Origin of the sequence: Flaviflagellibacter deserti (assembly GCF_042652085.1) — a bacterium.
Lineage (GTDB): Bacteria > Pseudomonadota > Alphaproteobacteria > Rhizobiales > Methylopilaceae > Flaviflagellibacter > Flaviflagellibacter deserti.
This window is the reverse complement of record NZ_JBHSJF010000006.1, coordinates 179,096-198,232: the sequence shown is the minus strand read 5'-3', so window position 1 is coordinate 198,232 and position 19,137 is coordinate 179,096. Positions and strand designations below refer to the sequence as shown.

Below are 19,137 nucleotides of genomic sequence, written 5' to 3'. Positions count from 1 at the left end.
CGGCGCCATGCGGATCGCCCATTTCTGCATCGAGCGTCCGATCTTCGCGGCGGTGATGTCCATCCTCGTCGTGCTGATCGGACTGGCCGGCTATACGACGCTTTCGGTCGCCCAATATCCGGAAATCGCGCCTCCGACCGTCGTGATTCAGGCGCAGTATCCGGGCGCATCGGCCGAGGTCATCAGCAACACGGTGGCGACGCCGATTGAGCAGGAAATCAACGGCGTCGAGGACATGCTTTACATGTCCTCGCAGGCGACGGGCGACGGGCAGTTGTCGATCACCGTGACGTTCGCGCTCGGCACCGATGTCGACGAAGCGCAGGTGCTCGTGCAGAACCGCGTCGCGGTCGCGGAACCCCGGCTTCCGGAGGACGTCCGGCGCCTCGGCGTCACGGTGCGGAAGAGCTCACCCGACATCCTGATGGTCGTCCAGCTGTTCTCGCCGGACAATTCGCGGCAGCAGCTCTATCTGGCGAATTACGCGACGCTGCAGATCAGGGACGCGCTGCTCCGGGTCCAAGGCGTGGGCGACGTCCGCATGCCGACATCGCGCGACTACGCGATGGTGATCTGGCTCGACCCGGATCGCGTCGCCGCCCGTAATCTGACCGCGGGTGAAGTGGTCGACGCGTTGCGTGCCCAGAACGTCCAGGTCGCCGCCGGCGTGGTGAACCAGCCACCGGTGCCGAGCCAGGGCGCTTTCCAGCTCAATGTGGAAACGCTCGGCCGGCTCTCCGACCCGGCGGAATTCGAAAACATCATCGTCAGGACCGACGCCGAAGGGCGGGTCACGCGCGTCAGCGACATCGCCCGCGTCGAACTCACCGCCCAGACATTCCGCGCGGTTGCCAACTTCAACGGCCAGCCGGCGCAGCCGATCCAGATATTCCAGCAGCCTGGTTCGAATGCGCTCGATACCGCCGAACGGGTGGTCGAGGAAATGAAGCGGCTGGGTACCCGGCTGCCGGCCGGCGTCGCCTACGACATCCCCTTCAACCCGACTGAGTTCATCGCGGAGTCGGTCGACGAGGTCTACAAGACCATCCTCGAGGCAGTTGCTCTCGTCGTTCTGGTCGTCATCCTGTTCCTGCAGACATGGCGTGCCGCGATCGTTCCGATTCTCGCGATCCCGATCTCGCTCATCGGCACCTTCGCCGTGATGGCGGCGCTCGGTTATTCGCTGAACAACCTGTCGCTGCTCGGCCTCGTCCTGGCGATCGGCATCGTCGTCGACGATGCAATCGTCGTCGTCGAAAATGTCGAGCGGCATTTAGCCGAGGGTCTCGCACCCAAGGAGGCCGCTCATCGCTCCATGGACGAGATCAGCGGCGCCTTGATCGCGATCGCGCTCGTCCTCTGCTCGGTCTTCATCCCGGCCGCCATGGTGTCGGGCATCTCCGGGCAGTTCTTCCGTCAGTTCGCGGTCACCATCGCATCGGCGACCGCGATATCGGCCTTCGTCTCGCTGACTCTCAGTCCAGCTCTGTGCGCCATGCTGCTGAAGCCGCATCGGCCGGATCATCATGAACCGCGCGGCCTGTTGTCGATGCTGCGGGTCGACCGTGCGTTCAGGGCCTTCAACGCCGGTTTCGACAGACTCTCGTCGGGATACGGCCGGCTGACGCGGCGATTGCTCCGCTATGCCGTGCTGATGCTGGTGCCCTACGCCGCTCTGCTCGGTCTGACCGGATGGCAATTGGAACGCGCGCCGACCGGCTTCATCCCGGAGCTCGACCAGGGATATTTCATCACCTCGGTTCAACTGCCGCCGGGCTCATCGCTCTCCCGGACGGAGGCCGTGATGACGAAGCTGTCGAACCGCCTGGTCGATCTCGATGGCATTGCGCATGTCGTCGCGATCGCCGGTCTGGACGGCGCGACCTTCACGAATGCTTCCGCTAACGGTCTCGCATTCATCATCCTCAAGCCCTTTTCGGAGAGAGCCGGTCGCGGTCTCGGCGTGGACGCGCTGATAGCCGGATTGCCAGCGAGGCTCGCGGATATACCGGAAGCCCGCTTCATTCCGATCAAGCCCCCCTCGGTGCGCGGCATCGGCAATGCGGGTGGCTTCAAGATGATGGTGCAGGACACGACCGGGGCGGGTCCGGTTGAACTGGAGCGCGTCGTTCAGAGCATGGTTTCGGCCGCCAGCGCCTCGCCCGGCTTCGTGCGGGTCTTCACGCCGTTCAATACCGCGACGCCGAAGCTCTATGCCGACATAGACCGCGTGAAAGCCGAGATGCTCGGCGTGCCGGCAAGCCGTGTTTTCGAGACGCTCGAGATCTATCTCGGCTCGTCCTACGTGAACGACTTCAACTTCCTCGGCCGCACCTTCCAGGTTCGAGCCCAGGCCGACGGCGTCACCCGCCAGGACATCGAAACGATCGGCAACTTCAAGACCCGCAGCGATTCCGGCGCGATGGTACCGCTCAGTTCCCTCGCCAATTTCGAGGAGCGCAACGGCCCGTATCGTATGCCCCGGTTCAATCTGCGTGCCGCCGGCGAAGTCCAGGGCGCCGCAGCGCCCGGTGTGTCGACCGGAACGGCACTCGATCGCATGGAGGAGATCGCCCGGCAGACGCTGCCGGAGGGCTACAGCTTCGAGTGGACGGAACTCGCGCTGCAGGAGCGGATGGCAGGAAGCTCGGGCATGATCGTCTTCCTTGCCTCGATCGTCTTCGTATTCCTGCTGCTCGCAGCTCAATACGAAAGCTGGGCCCTGCCGTTCGCGGTGATGCTGATCGTGCCGATGTGCCTTCTGGCCGCCGTGAGCGGGCTGCTGGTCATGGCGATGGACGTCAATATTCTGGCGCAGATCGGCTTCGTAGTGCTGATCGGCCTTGCCGCCAAGAATGCGATCCTGATCGTCGAGTTCGCGCGGCAAGGAGAAGACCATGGAATGACGCCCGTCGATGCCGCTGTCGAGGCGGCAAGGACAAGGCTACGGCCGATCCTCATGACCTCCCTGGCGTTCATCCTCGGCGTCGTACCCCTGGTGGTCGCAACTGGCGCCGGCGCCGAGATGCGCCAATCGCTCGGGACCACCGTGTTCTTCGGCATGGCGGGCGTCACCGCATTCGGGCTGATTTTCACCCCGATCTTTTATGTGATCAGCCGGCGGCTGGAGTTGTTGGCCAAGCATAAGCAGACCGCCGTGGCACCCGCCGAATGACCTCAAGGAAAGAGGTGGTTAAGGGCAGCGACGGGATGTGTTCAGCCAGCTGGGCTTTCGACGATGTTGTGAAGCAACCGGCCTTGCCGGGCAGCGAGCGCTGCATCGGGTCACCTAGGCTTGGAGGGATGGCGGACTTGGCTCGCCTTGCTGTGTTTTGGCCGTTCTTCCCGAAAAATCCGATCAGGATGGGCTTAGCGGCCTAACAAATTTCAGGAAGAGGGTCTTCCGCCGAGCGTGATCTGGCGGTTCCAGAGCAACGCAACGAGCGTGCACACGGCTCCGGACAGCAGATACGCACCGGAGGACATCAGTCCAAGGCGGCTCGACAGGAACAGCGCGACGAACGGCGCGAAGCCTGCGCCGAACAGCCAGGCAAGGTCAGTCGTCACCGCCGCTCCGGTATAGCGGTAGGTCATCGAGAAATTCGATGCAACCGCGCCCGAGGACTGGCCGAACGACAGGCCAAGTAGAACGAAACCGAGTATCATGAAAGTGGCCTCGCCGAGCCCGCCGGCATCAAGGAGCTGAGGCGCGAAACCGCTGAAGACAGCGATGGCGATGGCGCAGACGGCGAGCATGGAACGCCGTCCGAACTCATCCGCGAGGCGGCCCGACGCAACGATGGCGATGAGGCCGAACACCGCGCCGATCATCTCGATGGCAAGGAAGCGGCTCGTCCCCTCGTTCGTAAAGAGATAGATCCAAGACAGCGGGAACACCGTCACCATGTGGAACAGCGCGAAGGTGGCCAGCGGCGCGAAGGTGCCGATGACCACATTGCGCCCCTCATGCCGCAGCGTCTCGCCGACGGCGGCAGGTTCGAGCTCCTGCTTCTCGAAGAGCTCGGTGTATTCCGGCGTGACGACGATGCGTAGGCGGGCGAAAAGCGCCACGACGTTGATCGCGAAGGCGACGAAGAATGGATAGCGCCAACCCCAGCTCATGAAGTCGCCGGGCGACAGATTGCCGACGAAGAAGGCGAACAGGGCGCTGGCGACCAGAAGACCGAGCGGCGCGCCGATCTGCGGGATCATCGCGTACCAGCCGCGCCGGTCCTCGGGCGCGTTCAGGGCAAGCAGCGATGCGAGACCGTCCCATGCGCCACCGAGTGCGAGCCCCTGCCCGATCCGGAACAGCGACAGCAGCAGGACCGAGCCCCAGCCGATCTCCTGATAGCCCGGCAGGAACGCAACCGCGACCGTAGAACTTCCGAGCAGGAACAGGGCGATCGTCAACTTGACGCCGCGGCCATGGGCGCGGTCGACGGCGAGGAAGATGATCGATCCTACCGGCCGAGCGACGAACGCGAGCGCGAACACTGCGAAGGAATAGAGCGTTCCCGTCACCGGATCGACGAACGGGAAGACCAGCTTCGGAAACACCAAGACCGAGGCGATCGCGTAGACGAAGAAGTCGAAGAATTCCGAGGTCCGGCCGATGATGACGCCGACCGCAATCTCGCTCGGATCGACCCCGCCATGATGACGCGCGTGCATGGCGCGGACATCGCGCTCAAGGGTGGTCATCGGCACGGCTGGCTTCGCGTTCATCGTCAAATCTCAAGGAATTTTCAGTAATGACATAGTCGATTCCAACACGGCCGGTTCCAAAATACGTATTGGTCTTTAGTCGGGTTGGACAAACTGTCCAATGGTGCAGCAGTGCCAACGGCTCTAGCTCAAGCCCGAATTCACTCGCACCGACGAGATTCTCGCCTTGAACCGGTTCCGCATCCTCGCACTGCTTTCGCTCTCTGTCTTGCTGAGCGGTTGCAACGCGGTGGTGCTTGACCCTTCGGGAGATGTTGCTGGCCAGCAGCGCGATCTTCTCGTCGCCTCGACCCTGTTGATGCTCTTGGTGATCGTACCGGTGATTGCGCTGACCGTGCTGTTCGCCTGGCACTACCGGCAGTCGAACACGGACGCCCGCTACGAGCCCGATTGGGACCACTCGATCCATCTCGAACTGGTCATCTGGGCGGCCCCGCTCCTGATCATCGTCTGTCTCGGCGCGCTGACCTGGATGGGCACGCATCTGCTCGATCCCTACCGTCCGCTCGACCGCACCGCCGAGGGCAGGCCGGTGCCGGACGATTCAAAGCCGCTCGAGGTCGACGTCGTCGCCCTAGACTGGAAATGGCTGTTCATCTACCCGGAATATGGCATCGCGACTGTCAATGAACTCGCCGCGCCGGTTGATCGACCGATCAGCTTCCGCATCACCTCCTCCTCGGTGATGAACTCCTTCTACATCCCCGCCCTCGCAGGCCAGATCTATGCGATGCCGGGCATGGAGACGAAGCTCCACGCCATCATCAACAAGGCCGGCACCTACGAAGGCTTCTCGGCGAACTACAGCGGTTCCGGCTTCTCGGGAATGCGCTTCGCGTTCCATGGGCTCTCTAACGACGACTTCGCAAAGTGGACCGAAGAGGTAAAGGCCACCGGCGGTGCGCTCGGCCGCACCGACTATCTCGCGCTGGAACGCCCGAGCGAGAACGAGCCCGTCCGCAAATATGCGAGCGTCCAGGCCGATCTCTACAAGGCGATCGTCAATATGTGCGTCGAGCCCGGCAAGATGTGCATCAGCGACATGGCAGCGATCGACGCCAAGGGTGGGCTCGGCATGGCGGGCGTCAACAACGTCCTGCCGCTGACCTACGACAAATACGCCCGCCGTGGCTCGGTCCTCGGACCCGAGCAAACCTATGTCGCAGCGATCTGCGATACGGGCGAGCAGGCTTCCGCGCCCACGAACATGACGCCGGTGATCGAAAAGACCCCGCTGCGCCCTTCTTCCACGCCTTCCGAGACTCCCTCGACGACGCCCGTCGCCGAGCGGCCGTCCTGACGAGCCCCTAAATGCCCGCCGACCTCGACCTTCAGAAGCTAATCTTCGGCAGACTCACGATCGAGTCCCTGCCCCTCCACGAGCCGATCCTCGTCGCGACCTTCGCGGTCGTGGCGCTGGGCGGCGTCGCGGTCCTGGGCGCCCTCACCTATTTCCGGCTCTGGGGCTATCTCTGGAAGGAATGGTTCACGAGCGTCGATCACAAGCGCATCGGCGTCATGTACATGGTGCTCGGCATCGTCATGCTGCTGCGCGGCTTCTCCGACGCCATCATGATGCGCCTGCAGCAGGCGGTCGCGTTCAATGGTTCGGAGGGTTACCTCCCGGCCCATCACTACGACCAGATATTCACCGCTCACGGCGTGATCATGATCTTCTTCGTGGCCATGCCGCTCGTCACCGGCCTGATGAACTTCGTTGTGCCGCTGCAGATCGGCGCGCGCGACGTCTCGTTCCCATTCCTCAACAATTTCAGCTTCTGGATGACGGTCTCGGGCGCGGTGCTCGTGATGACCTCGCTGTTCGTCGGCGAGTTCGCTCGGACCGGCTGGCTCGCCTATCCGCCGCTGTCGAACATCGGCTACAGCCCCGATGTCGGCGTCGACTATTACATATGGGCGCTGCAGATCGCGGGCATCGGAACCCTGCTATCCGGCGTCAACCTGATCGCCACCATCGTCAAGATGCGCGCGCCGGGCATGACGCTGATGAAGATGCCGATCTTCACCTGGACGGCGCTCTGTACCAACGTGCTGATTGTCGCCGCCTTCCCGGTCCTGACCGCCGTTCTCGTCCTGCTCTCGCTCGACCGCTACATCGGCACGAACTTCTTCACGAACGACTTCGGCGGCAGCCCGATGATGTACGTGAACCTGATCTGGATCTGGGGCCATCCTGAGGTCTACATCCTGATCCTGCCGGCGTTCGGCATCTTCTCGGAAGTCACCTCGACCTTCTCGGGAAAGAAGCTGTTCGGCTACTCGTCGATGGTCTACGCGACGGTCGTCATCACGATCCTGTCCTATCTCGTCTGGCTCCACCACTTCTTCACTATGGGCTCGGGCGCCAGCGTGAACTCGTTCTTCGGGATCACGACGATGATCATCTCGATCCCGACGGGCGCAAAGATCTTCAACTGGCTGTTCACGATGTATCGCGGCCGCATCCGGTTCGAGCTGCCGATGATGTGGACGGTCGCCTTCATGATCACCTTCGTGATCGGCGGCATGACCGGCGTCTTGTTGGCGGTGCCGCCGGCCGACTTCGTGCTGCACAACAGCCTGTTCCTGGTCGCGCACTTCCACAACGTCATCATCGGCGGAGTGCTGTTCGGCCTGTTCGCCGGCATCAGTTTCTGGTTCCCGAAAGCGTTCGGCTTCAAGCTCGATCCGTTCTGGGGCAAGCTGTCGTTCTGGTTCTGGGTCTCAGGCTTCTACTTCGCCTTTATGCCGCTCTACGTTCTCGGCCTGATGGGCGTGACGCGCCGTCTGCGCGTGTTCAACGATCCGTCGCTGCAGATCTGGTTCGTGATCGCGGCGTTCGGTGCCTTCCTGATCCTGCTCGGCATCGCCTGCTTCCTGATCCAGATCGCCGTCAGCGTGATGCGCCGCGAACAATTGCGCGACACAACCGGCGACCCGTGGAACGGCCGCACGCTCGAATGGGCGACCTCCTCGCCGCCCCCCGCCTACAACTTCGCGTTCACGCCGGTCGTGCATGACAACGACGCGTGGTGGGACATGAAGGAGCGCGGCTACAAGCGGCCTCTCGACGGCTTCCGCCCCATCCACATGCCGAGCAATACCGGCACTGGCATTATCCTCGCGGGTATAAGCGTTGTCTTCGGCTTCGCGATGATCTGGTACATCTGGTGGCTCGCCGCGCTCAGCTTCATCACGCTGCTCACGGTCGCGATCGGCCATACGTTCAACTACAAGCGCGACTTCCACATCCCCGTGGAGGAGGTCGTGCGCAAGGAGGGCGAGCGGACGCGTCTCCTCGCCGCTGAGGCCTGACCATGGCGAGCAAAGCCGCCTCCGCCGTGATGACGGACGACGTCGTCTTCTATCTCGCCGACGAGCACGACCACGCCGAGGGCCGGAGCACGATGCTCGGCTTCTGGCTGTATCTGATGAGCGATTGCCTCATCTTTGCAGTCCTGTTCGCGACCTACGGCGTGCTCGGCAGCAATTATGCCGCCGGCCCCTCGCCCAGGGATCTGTTCGACCTGCCGCTCGTGGCGCTCAACACGACGATGCTGCTGCTGTCGTCGATTACCTACGGTTTCGCCATGCTGACGATGGTGAAAGGCCGCGTCGGCCAGACCCAGATCTGGCTCGCGATCACCGGCCTGTTCGGCCTCTCCTTCCTGAGTATCGAGCTCTACGAATTTGCCCACCTCATCCATGAGGGTGCGACGCCTCAGCGGAGCGCCTTCCTGTCGTCTTTCTTCACTTTGGTCGGAACGCACGGCCTGCATGTCACCTTCGGCATCATCTGGCTGGTGACATTGATGGTGCAGGTCGGCCGCTACGGCCTGATCGCCGCGAACCAGCGCCGGCTGATGTGCCTCAGCATGTTCTGGCACTTTCTCGACGTCATCTGGATCGGCGTCTTCACCTTCGTCTATCTGATGGGAATGCTGCGATGAGCGCCGAAACCCATGCCGATCACGGTTCACACGGCCACGAGGACGGCCAGAGCCACGGAACGCTGAAGAGCTATCTGATCGGCTTCAGCCTGTCGGTGGTCCTGACCGCGATCCCGTTCTGGCTGGTGATGACCGGCGCGCTCGGTGACCAGCAGGCGACGGCCCTGACGATCATGGGCTTCGCCTTCGCCCAGATCATCGTCCACATGGTGTTCTTCCTGCATATGAACGCCAAGTCGGAAGGCGGCTGGACGATGATGGCGCTGATCTTCACGCTCGTTCTGGTGGTGATCGCGCTCTCGGGCTCGCTGTGGGTAATGTACCACCTCAACGCCAACATGATGCCGATGCAGGACATGAGTCAAATGCCGTGACGGCCTTGGCCGGACACCACCTGTTGGACGACGGCCACCCGAAGCGGACTCGATCGAGGGCGGCGACGGTTCTGCTCGCGGCGGCGATCATGCTCGGGATCGCGGTACTCACCGCACTCGGAATCTGGCAACTCCAGCGCCGCGTCTGGAAGCTCGACCTGATCGCAACCGTCGAGCAGCGCATCCACGCGGCTGCCGTGCCCGCACCCGGTCCCGCCTATTGGCCTCATGTGGATGCGACTCATGACGTCTACCGGCGCGTCTCGGTCAGCGGCATGTTCCGAAACGACCGCGAGACCTTGGTTCAGGCGTCGACGGAACTCGGCGGCGGCTATTGGGTGATGACGCCCTTCAAGGCCGATGACGGCTTCGTCGTATTGATCAATCGCGGCTTCGTTCCGCCCGACCTGAAAGACCCGGCGAAACGCGCGTCCGGCCAGATCTCGGGCGAGACATCGGTGACGGGCCTGATGCGGATGACGGAGCCGAAGGGCGGGTTCCTGCGTTCCAACGATCCCGCGAGCGACCGCTGGTATTCGCGCGACGTCGCCGAAATCTCGGCGAAGCGCGGACTGGCCGACACCGCTCCCTATTTCATCGATGCCGAGGGTTCCGCCCCCGGTGGGCCGGTCGGCGGTCTCACCGTCGTCTCCTTCCCGAACAACCACCTCGTCTATGCGCTGACCTGGTTCGGTCTTGCGGCGCTCCTCGCGGTCTGGGCAGTGGTCCTGATCCGGGAAGAGCGTCAGCAACGCGCGCCGTCCTGAGACCGCAAGATACGCCCGGCCTCCCGGACCGCCTGCCCCTCCGTCCAGACCGATCCTTCCGCCTTCAATGCCGCGGCCTGGCCAGGCGTCATCGTGGCCATGCATGCGGCGGCTGCGTCGTAACTCACCTGTTCGGTGTGCTCGCGGCTGGCGGTGCCCTTGGCATAGAAGGCATCGCCGAAGCCGATCAGCCGGGCTGCCGTTTCCACGTCGCCGAGCCGGCAGCTGATCAGCGCACAATGTTCGACCATCCGCACGACGGCTGCCGGCCAACCCAGGCCCTGTGCTTCCCGGAGGGCATCGCTTGCGACAGTGATGGCCTCGTCATCCCGTCCGGTGACGAGGAGATAAGAGGTGAGATTACCCAGGCCGAGCACGATCTGACGGCGATTGGCCCGGTTTCCCTCCAGAACGCCGCGACCGACGATGACGGCCTGTTCCGGATTGCCCGCGACGAGTTCGAGTTCGGCAAGTGCGATCTGCGCGTTCACTGTGCCGTGGGTATCGCCGATGTCCTGGGCGAGACCGAGCGATTGGCGGATGAGTATCCGGGCACGGTCGAAATCGCCGTCGAAATACGCACCTACGGCCAGCGATCTGAGCCAGTCGCAGAGCTGCTTCGTTGGCCCGATCGGCTCGAGCAGCTCGCCCGCTTCCCGCAAACGGTCGCTCGCGGATGCCGTGTCCGACGGCCTCATTCTCGCGGCGCCGGCTTTCGCCAGCGCCTCCCCCTCTCCAAGGCTGTCGCCGACGAGATGATAGAGTTCGGCCGCTTTCTCGGCGGCCTGGATACTCGATTGATCGCCGTGCGCGCTGACCGAGGTGCGTCCCAGCCAAAGACGCGCGGCGGTGTCCGGATAATGGCCCTCGTCGAGCCGCGCGAAGGCCGTCTCCACCCACCGGCCTCGCTCCGAGAGAAGCGACAATTCGTTCCAGAGGCGGATGCCGTAGGCGGCGAGCTCGACTCCGAGCGTGGCATCGCCCTCCTCGCTGAAGGCCCATTCCAGCGTCGCCCGAAGATTGTCGAGCTCCGGCTCGTACCGTTCCCGCCAGACTGACGTGGACATGGTCGGCCAGCTCGCCTCGGCGGACGAGAAATAGCTGATCAGATATTCGGCGAAATGCCGACGAAGTCCCGTTTCCCGGGCCTCCACCAGTTTCGCCCAGCTGTACTGGCGCGTCGCTTCCAGCAGTTTGTAACGGGGTTCGCGCGACGAGAGGTCGACGACGACCAGGGATTTGTCGATCAGCGACGCCAGAAGATCGACGACGCTTCCCGGCTCCAATGGCTCTGCCGTGGCGACCCATTCGGCGGCTTCGAGGCGCCAGCCATCGGCAAATATCGACAACCGTCTCAGAAGTGCCTGCTCTTGCGAATTGAGCAGTCCATAGCTCCAGTCGAACAGGTTTTTCAGGGTCTGGTGGCGCGGCATCACTGTCCGGCTGCCGCTGGTCAGGATCGAGAACATGTTGTGCAGCTGATCCGCCAGCTGTTCGGGAGCCATGGCCCTCAACCGCGGCGCCGCGAGTTCGATCGCCAGCGGAATGCCGTCGACCTGCTGGCATATCCGGGCGATGGCCGGCGCATTCGCATCGGTAAGTTCGAAACGCTCGACCAGACGGGATGCGCGCTCCATCAGGAGCTGCACGGCGCTATGACGGCGCGCCTCGCTCGCGCTGATCCTGGAGCTTGGTGGAAAGCCCAGGTTCGGAATGCGGAAGGTTTCCTCGCCCGATATAGCCAATGGCTCCCTGCTGGTGGCGAGGATTCTGACGTCGGGACAGGACCGCGCGATAGCCTCGGCGATGGCGGCGGCTGCGGCGATCACATGCTCGCAATTGTCCAGGATGAGCAGAGCCCGGCGATGAGCGAGGAAATCAACCGCCGTATCGATAGCCGACCGGCCGCCCTGAGCCGGCACGCCCAACGTCCCGCAAATGCTTTCCGCGACGAGCTGCGGATTCTCGATCGCCGCAAGCTCGATCAGCCAGACCTCGTCATTGAAGCGATCAAGCAGATCGAAGCCGACCTGGATGGACAGCCTCGTCTTGCCGGCGCCTCCGGATCCGGTCAGCGTCACAACACGGGATCGTTCGAGCCTACGTGCGACCTCGCTTCGCTCGTCGTCCCGGCCAATCAAGGCCGCTAGCTGGTCGGGCAGATTGTTTTTCCGGACGGTCGCGGCGGGTTCGGGCTGTTGTACCGGCTTCTCCTTCGAGGCTGCGGAGACGATGGCCGGGCGAAGCATGGAGGCGGTGCGTTCGCTGGGGGCAACGCCCAGTTCCGACGACAGGAGGTCACGGCATTTCTTGAACTGGCGCGCGGCGAGCGCTCTTTGTCCCCTCGAGAGATAGACCGCGATCAGGGCGCGATGTGCTTCTTCGAGTACGGGATCGAGCTCCAGAGCCCTCCGGGCCAATCGTTCAACATCGTCGAAGCGAGCCTCGTCGATGGACAGATCCAGCAGTTTCTCGATCGCGCGTAACGCCGCGCTCTCCAGCTCCTGACGTTTCTGGAGCAGCCAGGCCTGCCCCTCCGGATCGGAGATCATCAGGCCGTCGAGCAGAGGCCCCGAGTAAAGCTCAACCGCCTCGCGGAGGAAGGTCGGATCGCTTTGTTCGACCAGCGCGCGGAATCGGGCGACGTCGATTTCAACCGCTGCTTCATTCAAACCGACAGACGTCAGATCGCCATCGAGAACGGCCATCGGACATTGCGCGAATGCCTTGCGGATCGAGGCGAGAGTCTGCCGCCCGCTTTGCCGAGCCTGCTCCTCGCTCCTGTCGCTCCAGAGCAGGGCATTCAGCTCTTCGCGACCGATCCGCGCGTTCGGCGCCAATGAGAGTACTGCAAGGGCGAGCTGCGCCTTCTTGAGGTTGAGGTCGAGCCGCACCCCGTCGGGGCTCCGAGCTTCGAAACGCCCCAGGAGCCTCAGACGCGCGCACGGCTCCTTCGGGACCATAACGCCGCTCCCAGATAACGAGCGTGAACTCTACCGACTTCTCTGCCGAGTGCGAATTTATTCAGAAATCACGCCCCGTCCCAGCCAAAAATCACGGTCGGATCACGGCACCCGACCACCATGCTCCCACTGAACACTCACCAGGGAGGACGAGTGATGAAGAATTCAACGCAATTCAACACCGCCTCGTCGGACGAGGATTACGAGAGTCGCAGCAGTGCCGGAGCGCATTTCTGGTACAATGTCCGGACGCCGCTACTCGCATCGGTTTTCGTGGCGCCGATGTTCGTCTGGCCCCTGTTCCTCGACCCGGCGGTGACCCCAACAACCGCCGCGCTGGATCCAGGTTCAACCGCACAGGCCTGTGTCGAGTGGGAAAACGCTTCCCTCGACGCACTGAACAAAAGGATGGACGGTCCAGAAGTCGGACGCGAAGCCTTCGAGCGCTCCGCCAATCGCTGGCTTGCGGAGGCTCGCCGCAATTGCTCGTCGGGCTCGCCGGCACGGGCCGCGCGCTCCTATCAGAAGATTATCGCGACCGCGAAAACAGAAATGGCCAGCGCACGATAGTGCAGTCTCGGAAGGTCCATCGTGCCGCTCGTGATGGACCTCCCGGAGAAGAAATAGATCCACGGAGTGCCCGACCGTGGCGGATCTGACGCTCGCACTGTTCGGCCTGTTCAACGCTCTACGACTGTTCTCCTACGTGCCGCAGATCATCCGGATTGCATGCGACCCGAATGGGACGACGAGCATATCCTACACGTGCTGGACGATCTGGATCGGCGCCAATTCCAGCACGGCCGCCTACGCGATCGTCAACGTCTACGATCCATGGCTCTCCGCGGTGAACGCCTTCAACGCCGCCTGCTGCGCTTTAGTGGTGGCGCTGACCCTTCTGGAAAAGACGCATGAGAACCGCCAGATGACCTCGCCGGCGATCGATATCGGGTGTTCGGGCCGCCCCGCGTTATCGTTCTCGCGCGCGCCGCGATACGGTGCGCTTCCGGTTCTCGATCACGCAGATATACGCCTCCGGCGAGCGCTGGACGACGAAGCCGGTCGGCGACAGCACATGCCGACGCTTGTCGACTGTATTGCCCTCGTTACCGCCCACGGTGAAGGCGACCCCCGGGCGAACGTCAACGACGATGGCGCTGTGCGAACTGTATCCGTTTTGGTTGGCCGCCTGATTGTAGGCTATCTGCCCCGTACCGGCATTGGCGCAGATCAGATCTCCGATCTTGGGCTTGTAGTCCCCAATCTTTCGGCCGCGGAAGACGCCCGTGCCTGCGAGCGCATTGCCGATGGTCCGCTTGATGAACATCGCGTGCCGAATCGAGAAGTCGAACTCGGCGTTCCTGACGCCGGCGTGAAGAAGGCACCACGACACGAACACGGCCGACCACGGCCAGGTGCTGATGTCCTCCGGCATGTTCCAGCCGAGGACATCGTTCGGATCGGCCTGCCTGAGAGCGGGCAGATAAGTCTGATTGACCCGCTTGCGCATACGGGAGTCGGTTTCGGGGATACCGCCGAAATCGTCGAATTCCTTGAGAGCAATGTTGGCGAGGTGCTGTGCGAATTCAGTCGGCATGCCGGCCTCCGGTGAACTGCTGTCACACACGGCGCAGGAAGCCGACGGCGATCGACGCAACTCTTGATTGCTCAATGGCCATCCTGCGCGTTGAAGGCTAATATTCGCGCGCCGTATCGGCAAGCTCGCACATCGCGCCACTGAAGGCTTGGCGGCTTCGTCCGCATTTGGAGGAGGAGTCGATGGGTACGAGAACATATGCCGCGTCGAGTCTCGCGTTCGTACTCCTGGTCGCCGGGGGAACGACCGCTTCCCGTTCCGCCAGCTACGACCTGGAACCCGCCGCCAGTCCCTCCTGCGGAGTGACCAATTCAACCTTCGCGTTCTGGGCCCGCGAGGCCACCAAGATCGTCAAGGAAAACACCGTCGCGACCGATCGGGCATGTCCGAATGTCGAGGTGCGGCAGACGAAGCCGATCAAGCGCGATTCCGCGATACCGCGGATCGTCCAGACGCGCGCGCAGCGCAACGCGCTGAAAACCTACACCGGCGGCAATGTGGTCGTGGTCGACGGGCTGCACTGGTGCGGCGAATTCAGCCCCTCCTCCTATGCCGGCTGCGAGGGCGCGGGTCCGATCATCGTGGTCAATCTCGACCGCTCGTTCCACTTTCCCGAACTCAGCCTGATCCACGAGATCGGGCACAATGTCGGTTTCGGCCACACGGCCTCGATCTGCCCGGTTCCCCGCCCCGCCGGGTCGGGTATACCGGACGCGGTCTACTTCAACATCATGTATTGCCGCGCCCACCGCGACCGGCGGGCCGTCAACGCCAACCAGTGCAGCACCCTGCAGGATGGTTCGATCGCCGACCTGCCGATGGTGGACGCGGCGCCCGCCCAGGGCGTCGCCCCCGCAACCGCGATGTCCACGCCCGCAGCTGTTGCCGATCCGGCGCCGACCCCGGCCGGACCCGAGGATATCGAGACATTCCTCATGGAAAGGTTCGCGCAGGGCACGCCTTATGAAGAGATTGAGCTGCTGTCACCGGACCAGCTCGATGAGGTTCGTCGGATCCTCGGCGCCGACAGCAAGCGCGCGCTATGGGCCAATGCCGTGGTGGTGCTCGGACTGCGCGGACAGGCATCCGATGTCGACCTACTCATCGACCTGTTCGAAAGGATCAAGGGTAGCAACGATCCGAGCGACCTGCGCACCCGGACAAGCGGCGCTTATTCGCTGGGAATGCTCGCCGGACGGGTTGAGGGGGAACCGAAAGGACGCGCGCTCTCCTTCCTGATCCGCGGTTTCCGAATCGACGGGGCGAGGCAGCTAGCGGCTCCCGAGGAGAGCGACAGTCTGGCCAGGAGCTTCGCCACCGGCATCGCGCTCTCCGGCGATCCGGTCGCGACCAAGGGCGTGATCGACGCTTCGATCGCGACAAGGCGCACTTGGGCTCCGCAGATCGAGAGCTATGCGAGGGAACTCGGCATCGACAGCGCCGCGCCGGCTGCCGCCGCCGAAGTGCCTGCGCTGGATTCGGACGAATTGCAGACGCTGTCCGATACGGCGATCGGCGTGAACGCGCGCGGCGTCCGAGCCATGCTTCAGGGTCAAGTTCCTGAATCGCAGGAACAGCAGCAGATCGCCCCCAATGTCGATCAGCTTCCCGCCTCGCTGAACAGGCTGAAGGATCTGGCGACCTCGGCGCCGGAAGTGCCGGCCGCCGCTCAGGCCCTGAGAAGCCTCGGACTACCGTCTCTCCGGCAGTGGCGGGAGACGCCGCTCAGGAACAAGCTCGGCAACCCGTGACGGGTCGCTTCCGGCGAACGGGTGAACGAGCCTTCTCGCCGGACGGCAGCCGGGTTCAGGTCGGGACCGCGCCTGCTCCGTTCGCCAATCCCGTCTGCATGACCACGACCTCGGTTCCGATCGGCACCCGCGTGTAGAGGTCCATGATGTCTTGATTGAGCAGACGGATACAGCCCGAAGACATCGCCTGGCCGATCGATTGCGGCTGCGTCGTTCCATGAATGCGGAAATAGGTGTCCTTGCCATTCTGGGCGAGGTACAGCGCGCGCGGGCCGAGCGGGTTGCCGATGCCGCCCGGCATCCCTTCGGGCCACTTCGCTGCTTCCGGATCGCGCAGCTGCATCTCCTTCGGCGGATGCCATTTCGGCCATTCCTGCTTGCGGTCGATGATCGCCCGGCCGGACCAGGCGAAACCGTCACGCCCTACGCCGACGCCATACCGGAGCGCGGAGCCATCGTCCTGCGTGAGATAGAGGAATTTGTTGGCGGTATCGACAACCACGACGCCAGCCCGCTCGCCGGTGATGTTCGGCGCGCTCTGGCGGAGAAAGCGCGGATCGATCTTCGTCGTGTCGATGGCCGCGACCGGGAACGGCTCCGTCACGATTGCGGCATAGCGCGGATCGACGACGCCCTTGAAAGCCTGCGGCGCGGCCGGAGAGGTCGAAGTAGGCGGAGGCGGCGCGATGCCGGCCATCGGTGCGGGCTCCCGCGTCCTCGAACTGCAGGCAGCCAGTGCAAACGGCAAGGCCGCCAGAACTACACGGCGCGTAGGGCGAATGCGGTCAGATGGCATCGCGGTTCTCCTCGGGAGAAATACTCTTCCGCCGATATGGCTATATTGTGCGGCTTGCGCGACGCATGCCTCGCACAGGCTCGGCGGCCTAAAATGAGCCGCAGAGTCCGGTCATGACCACGTCGGGCGCCCCGGATCGTTAACTGATCGTTTCTTTCCCTTCGGCAGAATGCAGGCAGTTCGTATCTTGAGTTCGCGATGATCACGATAAGGTTCTGCGTTGCCGCGATCGTGGCGCTTGTCCTCTCCGCCTGCGCGTCCTTCGACCGCGACGACCGGGGCGATGTGCCTATTCCGCCGAAGCTTGTCTCCGCGATGAAGGCGAAGGGCATGACCCCGCAGGATCCCATCATGATCCGGATCCACAAGCAGGAGAGCGAACTCGAAGTCTGGAAGCGCGACCGGACGGGCCGATACGCGCTCCTGAAGACCTATCCTCTGTGCCGCTGGTCCGGAAAGCTCGGCCCGAAAATGGCGCAGGGCGACCGGCAGGCGCCGGAAGGCTTCTATACGGTCAATGCCGGGATGCTGAACCCGCGCTCGCAGTTCAATCTCTCATTCAATCTAGGCTTTCCGAACCGTCTCGAGAAATCGCTCGGCTGGGAAGGATCGGCGCTGATGGTGCACGGCGCGTGCTCGTCGTCCGGCTGCTATGCGATGACCGACGACGGCGTCGCGGAAGTTTACGCAGTGGCTCGCGAGGCCCTGAAAGGCGGACAGGCCGCCTTCCAGGTCCAGGCGCTGCCGTTCCGCATGAATAGCCGCAACCTCGCGCTCCATCGTGGCGATCCCAACATGCCGTTCTGGCGGAACCTGAAAGAGGGGGCGGACCGCTTCAATGTGACGAAACAACCGCCGACCGTCGCCTATTGCGGCCGCCGCTATGCCTTCGACGAGCCGGCTGGTGCAATGCTCGACCCGATGGCTCCCTGCCCGGCGATCGAGGGCGATCCGTCGATCTCGCAGAAACTCGCCGATATCTCGAAGAGCGACGAGGCAAGCCTGCAGTCCTCGACGCCCGCTCCCGCGATGTCCTATTCGGACGGCGGCATGCACCCGGTATTCCGCGAGATCCTCGCCAAGTCCGGACCGGAGCGCCTGGCTAAGATGACGTCGACCAACGTCCCGGTCAGTCGGCCGGATGCGGCACTCGCGGATCCGTATGAGCCGATGATGACGGGCTCGACGCAGTAAGCGGAACCTCGCTGGCGGGCCCCGACTCAGGCCTTGTTCGCCGAGGCCTCATAGATCTCGTCGATCGACTGTTTCAGCGCCGTGTCGAACTCCGCATCGCTCATCTGGACCGTTAGGCCTTCCGTGAGCGCGCGCGAGAAGCTCGCGATCATGTCGTGGTTTTCGGCAAGGCGCCTGCAGGCTTCGGTACGCGTGTAACCACCCGAAAGCGCGACGACGCGGACGACGGACGGATGGGCAGCGAGCGACCTGTAGAGATCCGGCACGTCCGGGATGGTCAGCTTCAGCATGACCTTGCGATCGGTCGGCAGCATATCGAGCTGCTTGGCGATCTCGTCGCGGAGGATCGCTTCGGCGCCCTTCTTGTCCGGACTCTTGATCAGGACTTCCGGCTCGATGATCGGCACTAGACCGTGCGAGGCGACCTGCCCGGCGAGTTCGAACTGCTGAGCGACCACGGCGGCGATGCCGGTCTGCGAAGGCAGGTTGATGACCGAGCGTTCCTTGGTCCCGAAGATGCCGAGCTTCACGGCCCGGTCGAGTGTCGCGTCGAGGCCTGGGATCGGCTTCATCAGCTGGACACCGTCGGTCTCGGCTTCCAGCCCCTTGTCGATCTTGAGAAACGGAACGACGCCCCGGTCTTCCCAGAGATAGGAAGGCACCGGTCTACTCTTCGCCTCGCCGTCCATCGTCGCCTCGAACAGGATCGCGGCGATGACCTTGTCGCCGCTGAAGCCCGGGGACGTCATGATGCGCACCCGCATCTCGTGCACCAGCCGGAACATCTCGGCGTCGCCGCTATAGGCGCTGTCCGGAATGCCATAGAGCCTGAGCGCGCCGGGCGTCGAACCGCCGCTCTGATCGAGCGCCGCGATGAAGCCGGGCTTCTGGGACATCTGCTGCAACATCTTCTCGTCGGCCATGATCATCGGTCTCCGGGTGTCTCCGCCCATAAAAGCAGAGGTTTACATCCGGATTCCAACGAAACCGACGTCGACGCAAGCGGCGGAATGTCCG

General features: G+C 63.4%; 14 protein-coding genes. 9 read left to right on the top strand and 5 right to left on the bottom strand.

The genetic code is table 11. From position 1 onward, the window contains the following. Window positions 1–7 precede the first annotated feature (7 nt). Window positions 8–3,175, top strand: a complete 3,168-nt coding sequence (locus ACFPFW_RS07890) for an efflux RND transporter permease subunit (protein ID WP_114956505.1) — start codon at window positions 8–10, stop codon at window positions 3,173–3,175. 212 nt (window positions 3,176–3,387) lie between these two features. Here the strand turns inward: ACFPFW_RS07890 and ACFPFW_RS07885 are convergent, their stop codons facing one another. Then, complete coding sequence (locus ACFPFW_RS07885; protein WP_379771426.1) at window positions 3,388–4,704, bottom strand: MFS transporter; 1,317 nt, start codon at window positions 4,702–4,704, stop codon at window positions 3,388–3,390. Window positions 4,705–4,894: 190 nt separating this feature from the next. Between ACFPFW_RS07885 and cyoA the strand changes: the two genes are divergently transcribed. From cyoA to ACFPFW_RS07860, 5 genes are all read left to right on the top strand, one after another. After that, a complete protein-coding gene (gene cyoA / locus ACFPFW_RS07880; RefSeq protein WP_114956508.1) occupies window positions 4,895–6,028 on the top strand; it encodes a ubiquinol oxidase subunit II in 1,134 nt (377 codons plus the stop codon). A gap of 11 nt (window positions 6,029–6,039) precedes the next feature. Continuing rightward, window positions 6,040–8,043 (top strand): cytochrome o ubiquinol oxidase subunit I, encoded by a 2,004-nt coding sequence (gene cyoB, locus ACFPFW_RS07875; RefSeq protein ID WP_114956509.1) that lies wholly within the window; start codon window positions 6,040–6,042, stop codon window positions 8,041–8,043. A gap of 2 nt (window positions 8,044–8,045) precedes the next feature. After that, entirely contained in the window at window positions 8,046–8,678 is a 633-nt protein-coding gene (cyoC, locus tag ACFPFW_RS07870) for a cytochrome o ubiquinol oxidase subunit III (RefSeq protein ID WP_379770186.1), read from the top strand. After that, a complete protein-coding gene (gene cyoD, locus ACFPFW_RS07865) occupies window positions 8,675–9,052 on the top strand; it encodes a cytochrome o ubiquinol oxidase subunit IV (RefSeq protein ID WP_114956510.1) in 378 nt (125 codons plus the stop codon). The genes cyoC and cyoD overlap by 4 nt, the downstream gene beginning before the upstream one ends. A gap of 89 nt (window positions 9,053–9,141) precedes the next feature. Then, entirely contained in the window at window positions 9,142–9,819 is a 678-nt protein-coding gene (locus ACFPFW_RS07860; RefSeq protein WP_114956676.1) for an SURF1 family protein, read from the top strand. Here the strand turns inward: ACFPFW_RS07860 and ACFPFW_RS07855 are convergent. Continuing rightward, a complete protein-coding gene (locus ACFPFW_RS07855) occupies window positions 9,798–12,713 on the bottom strand; it encodes an ATP-binding protein (protein ID WP_162799626.1) in 2,916 nt (971 codons plus the stop codon). The genes ACFPFW_RS07860 and ACFPFW_RS07855 overlap by 22 nt on opposite strands. 225 nt (window positions 12,714–12,938) lie before the next feature. On the opposite strand from ACFPFW_RS07855, the gene ACFPFW_RS07850 reads away from it, so the two are divergent. After that, window positions 12,939–13,352, top strand: a complete 414-nt coding sequence (locus ACFPFW_RS07850) for a hypothetical protein (RefSeq protein WP_114956512.1) — start codon at window positions 12,939–12,941, stop codon at window positions 13,350–13,352. A gap of 400 nt (window positions 13,353–13,752) precedes the next feature. Here the strand turns inward: ACFPFW_RS07850 and ACFPFW_RS07845 are convergent, their stop codons facing one another. Further along, the gene (locus tag ACFPFW_RS07845; RefSeq protein ID WP_379771423.1) at window positions 13,753–14,217 is read right to left on the bottom strand and encodes a DUF2272 domain-containing protein; all 465 of its coding nucleotides are present in this window, start codon (window positions 14,215–14,217) and stop codon (window positions 13,753–13,755) included. A 344-nt stretch (window positions 14,218–14,561) separates the two neighbouring features. On the opposite strand from ACFPFW_RS07845, the gene ACFPFW_RS07840 reads away from it, so the two are divergent. Beyond that, window positions 14,562–16,130: a hypothetical protein gene (locus ACFPFW_RS07840; protein ID WP_114956514.1), complete on the top strand. Its 1,569-nt coding sequence runs from the start codon at window positions 14,562–14,564 to the stop codon at window positions 16,128–16,130. 55 nt (window positions 16,131–16,185) lie between these two features. Here ACFPFW_RS07840 and ACFPFW_RS07835 read toward each other — a convergent pair whose 3' ends face one another. Further along, entirely contained in the window at window positions 16,186–16,827 is a 642-nt protein-coding gene (locus ACFPFW_RS07835) for a L,D-transpeptidase (RefSeq protein WP_379770182.1), read from the bottom strand. A 297-nt stretch (window positions 16,828–17,124) separates the two neighbouring features. Here ACFPFW_RS07835 and ACFPFW_RS07830 point away from each other — a divergent pair, with 297 nt between their 5' ends. After that, window positions 17,125–18,120, top strand: a complete 996-nt coding sequence (locus ACFPFW_RS07830) for a murein L,D-transpeptidase family protein (RefSeq protein WP_114956516.1) — start codon at window positions 17,125–17,127, stop codon at window positions 18,118–18,120. A gap of 26 nt (window positions 18,121–18,146) precedes the next feature. On the opposite strand, the gene ACFPFW_RS07825 is transcribed toward ACFPFW_RS07830, so the two are convergent. Then, a complete protein-coding gene (locus tag ACFPFW_RS07825; protein ID WP_114956677.1) occupies window positions 18,147–19,043 on the bottom strand; it encodes a fructose bisphosphate aldolase in 897 nt (298 codons plus the stop codon). Between the last annotated feature and the right edge of the window lie 94 nt (window positions 19,044–19,137).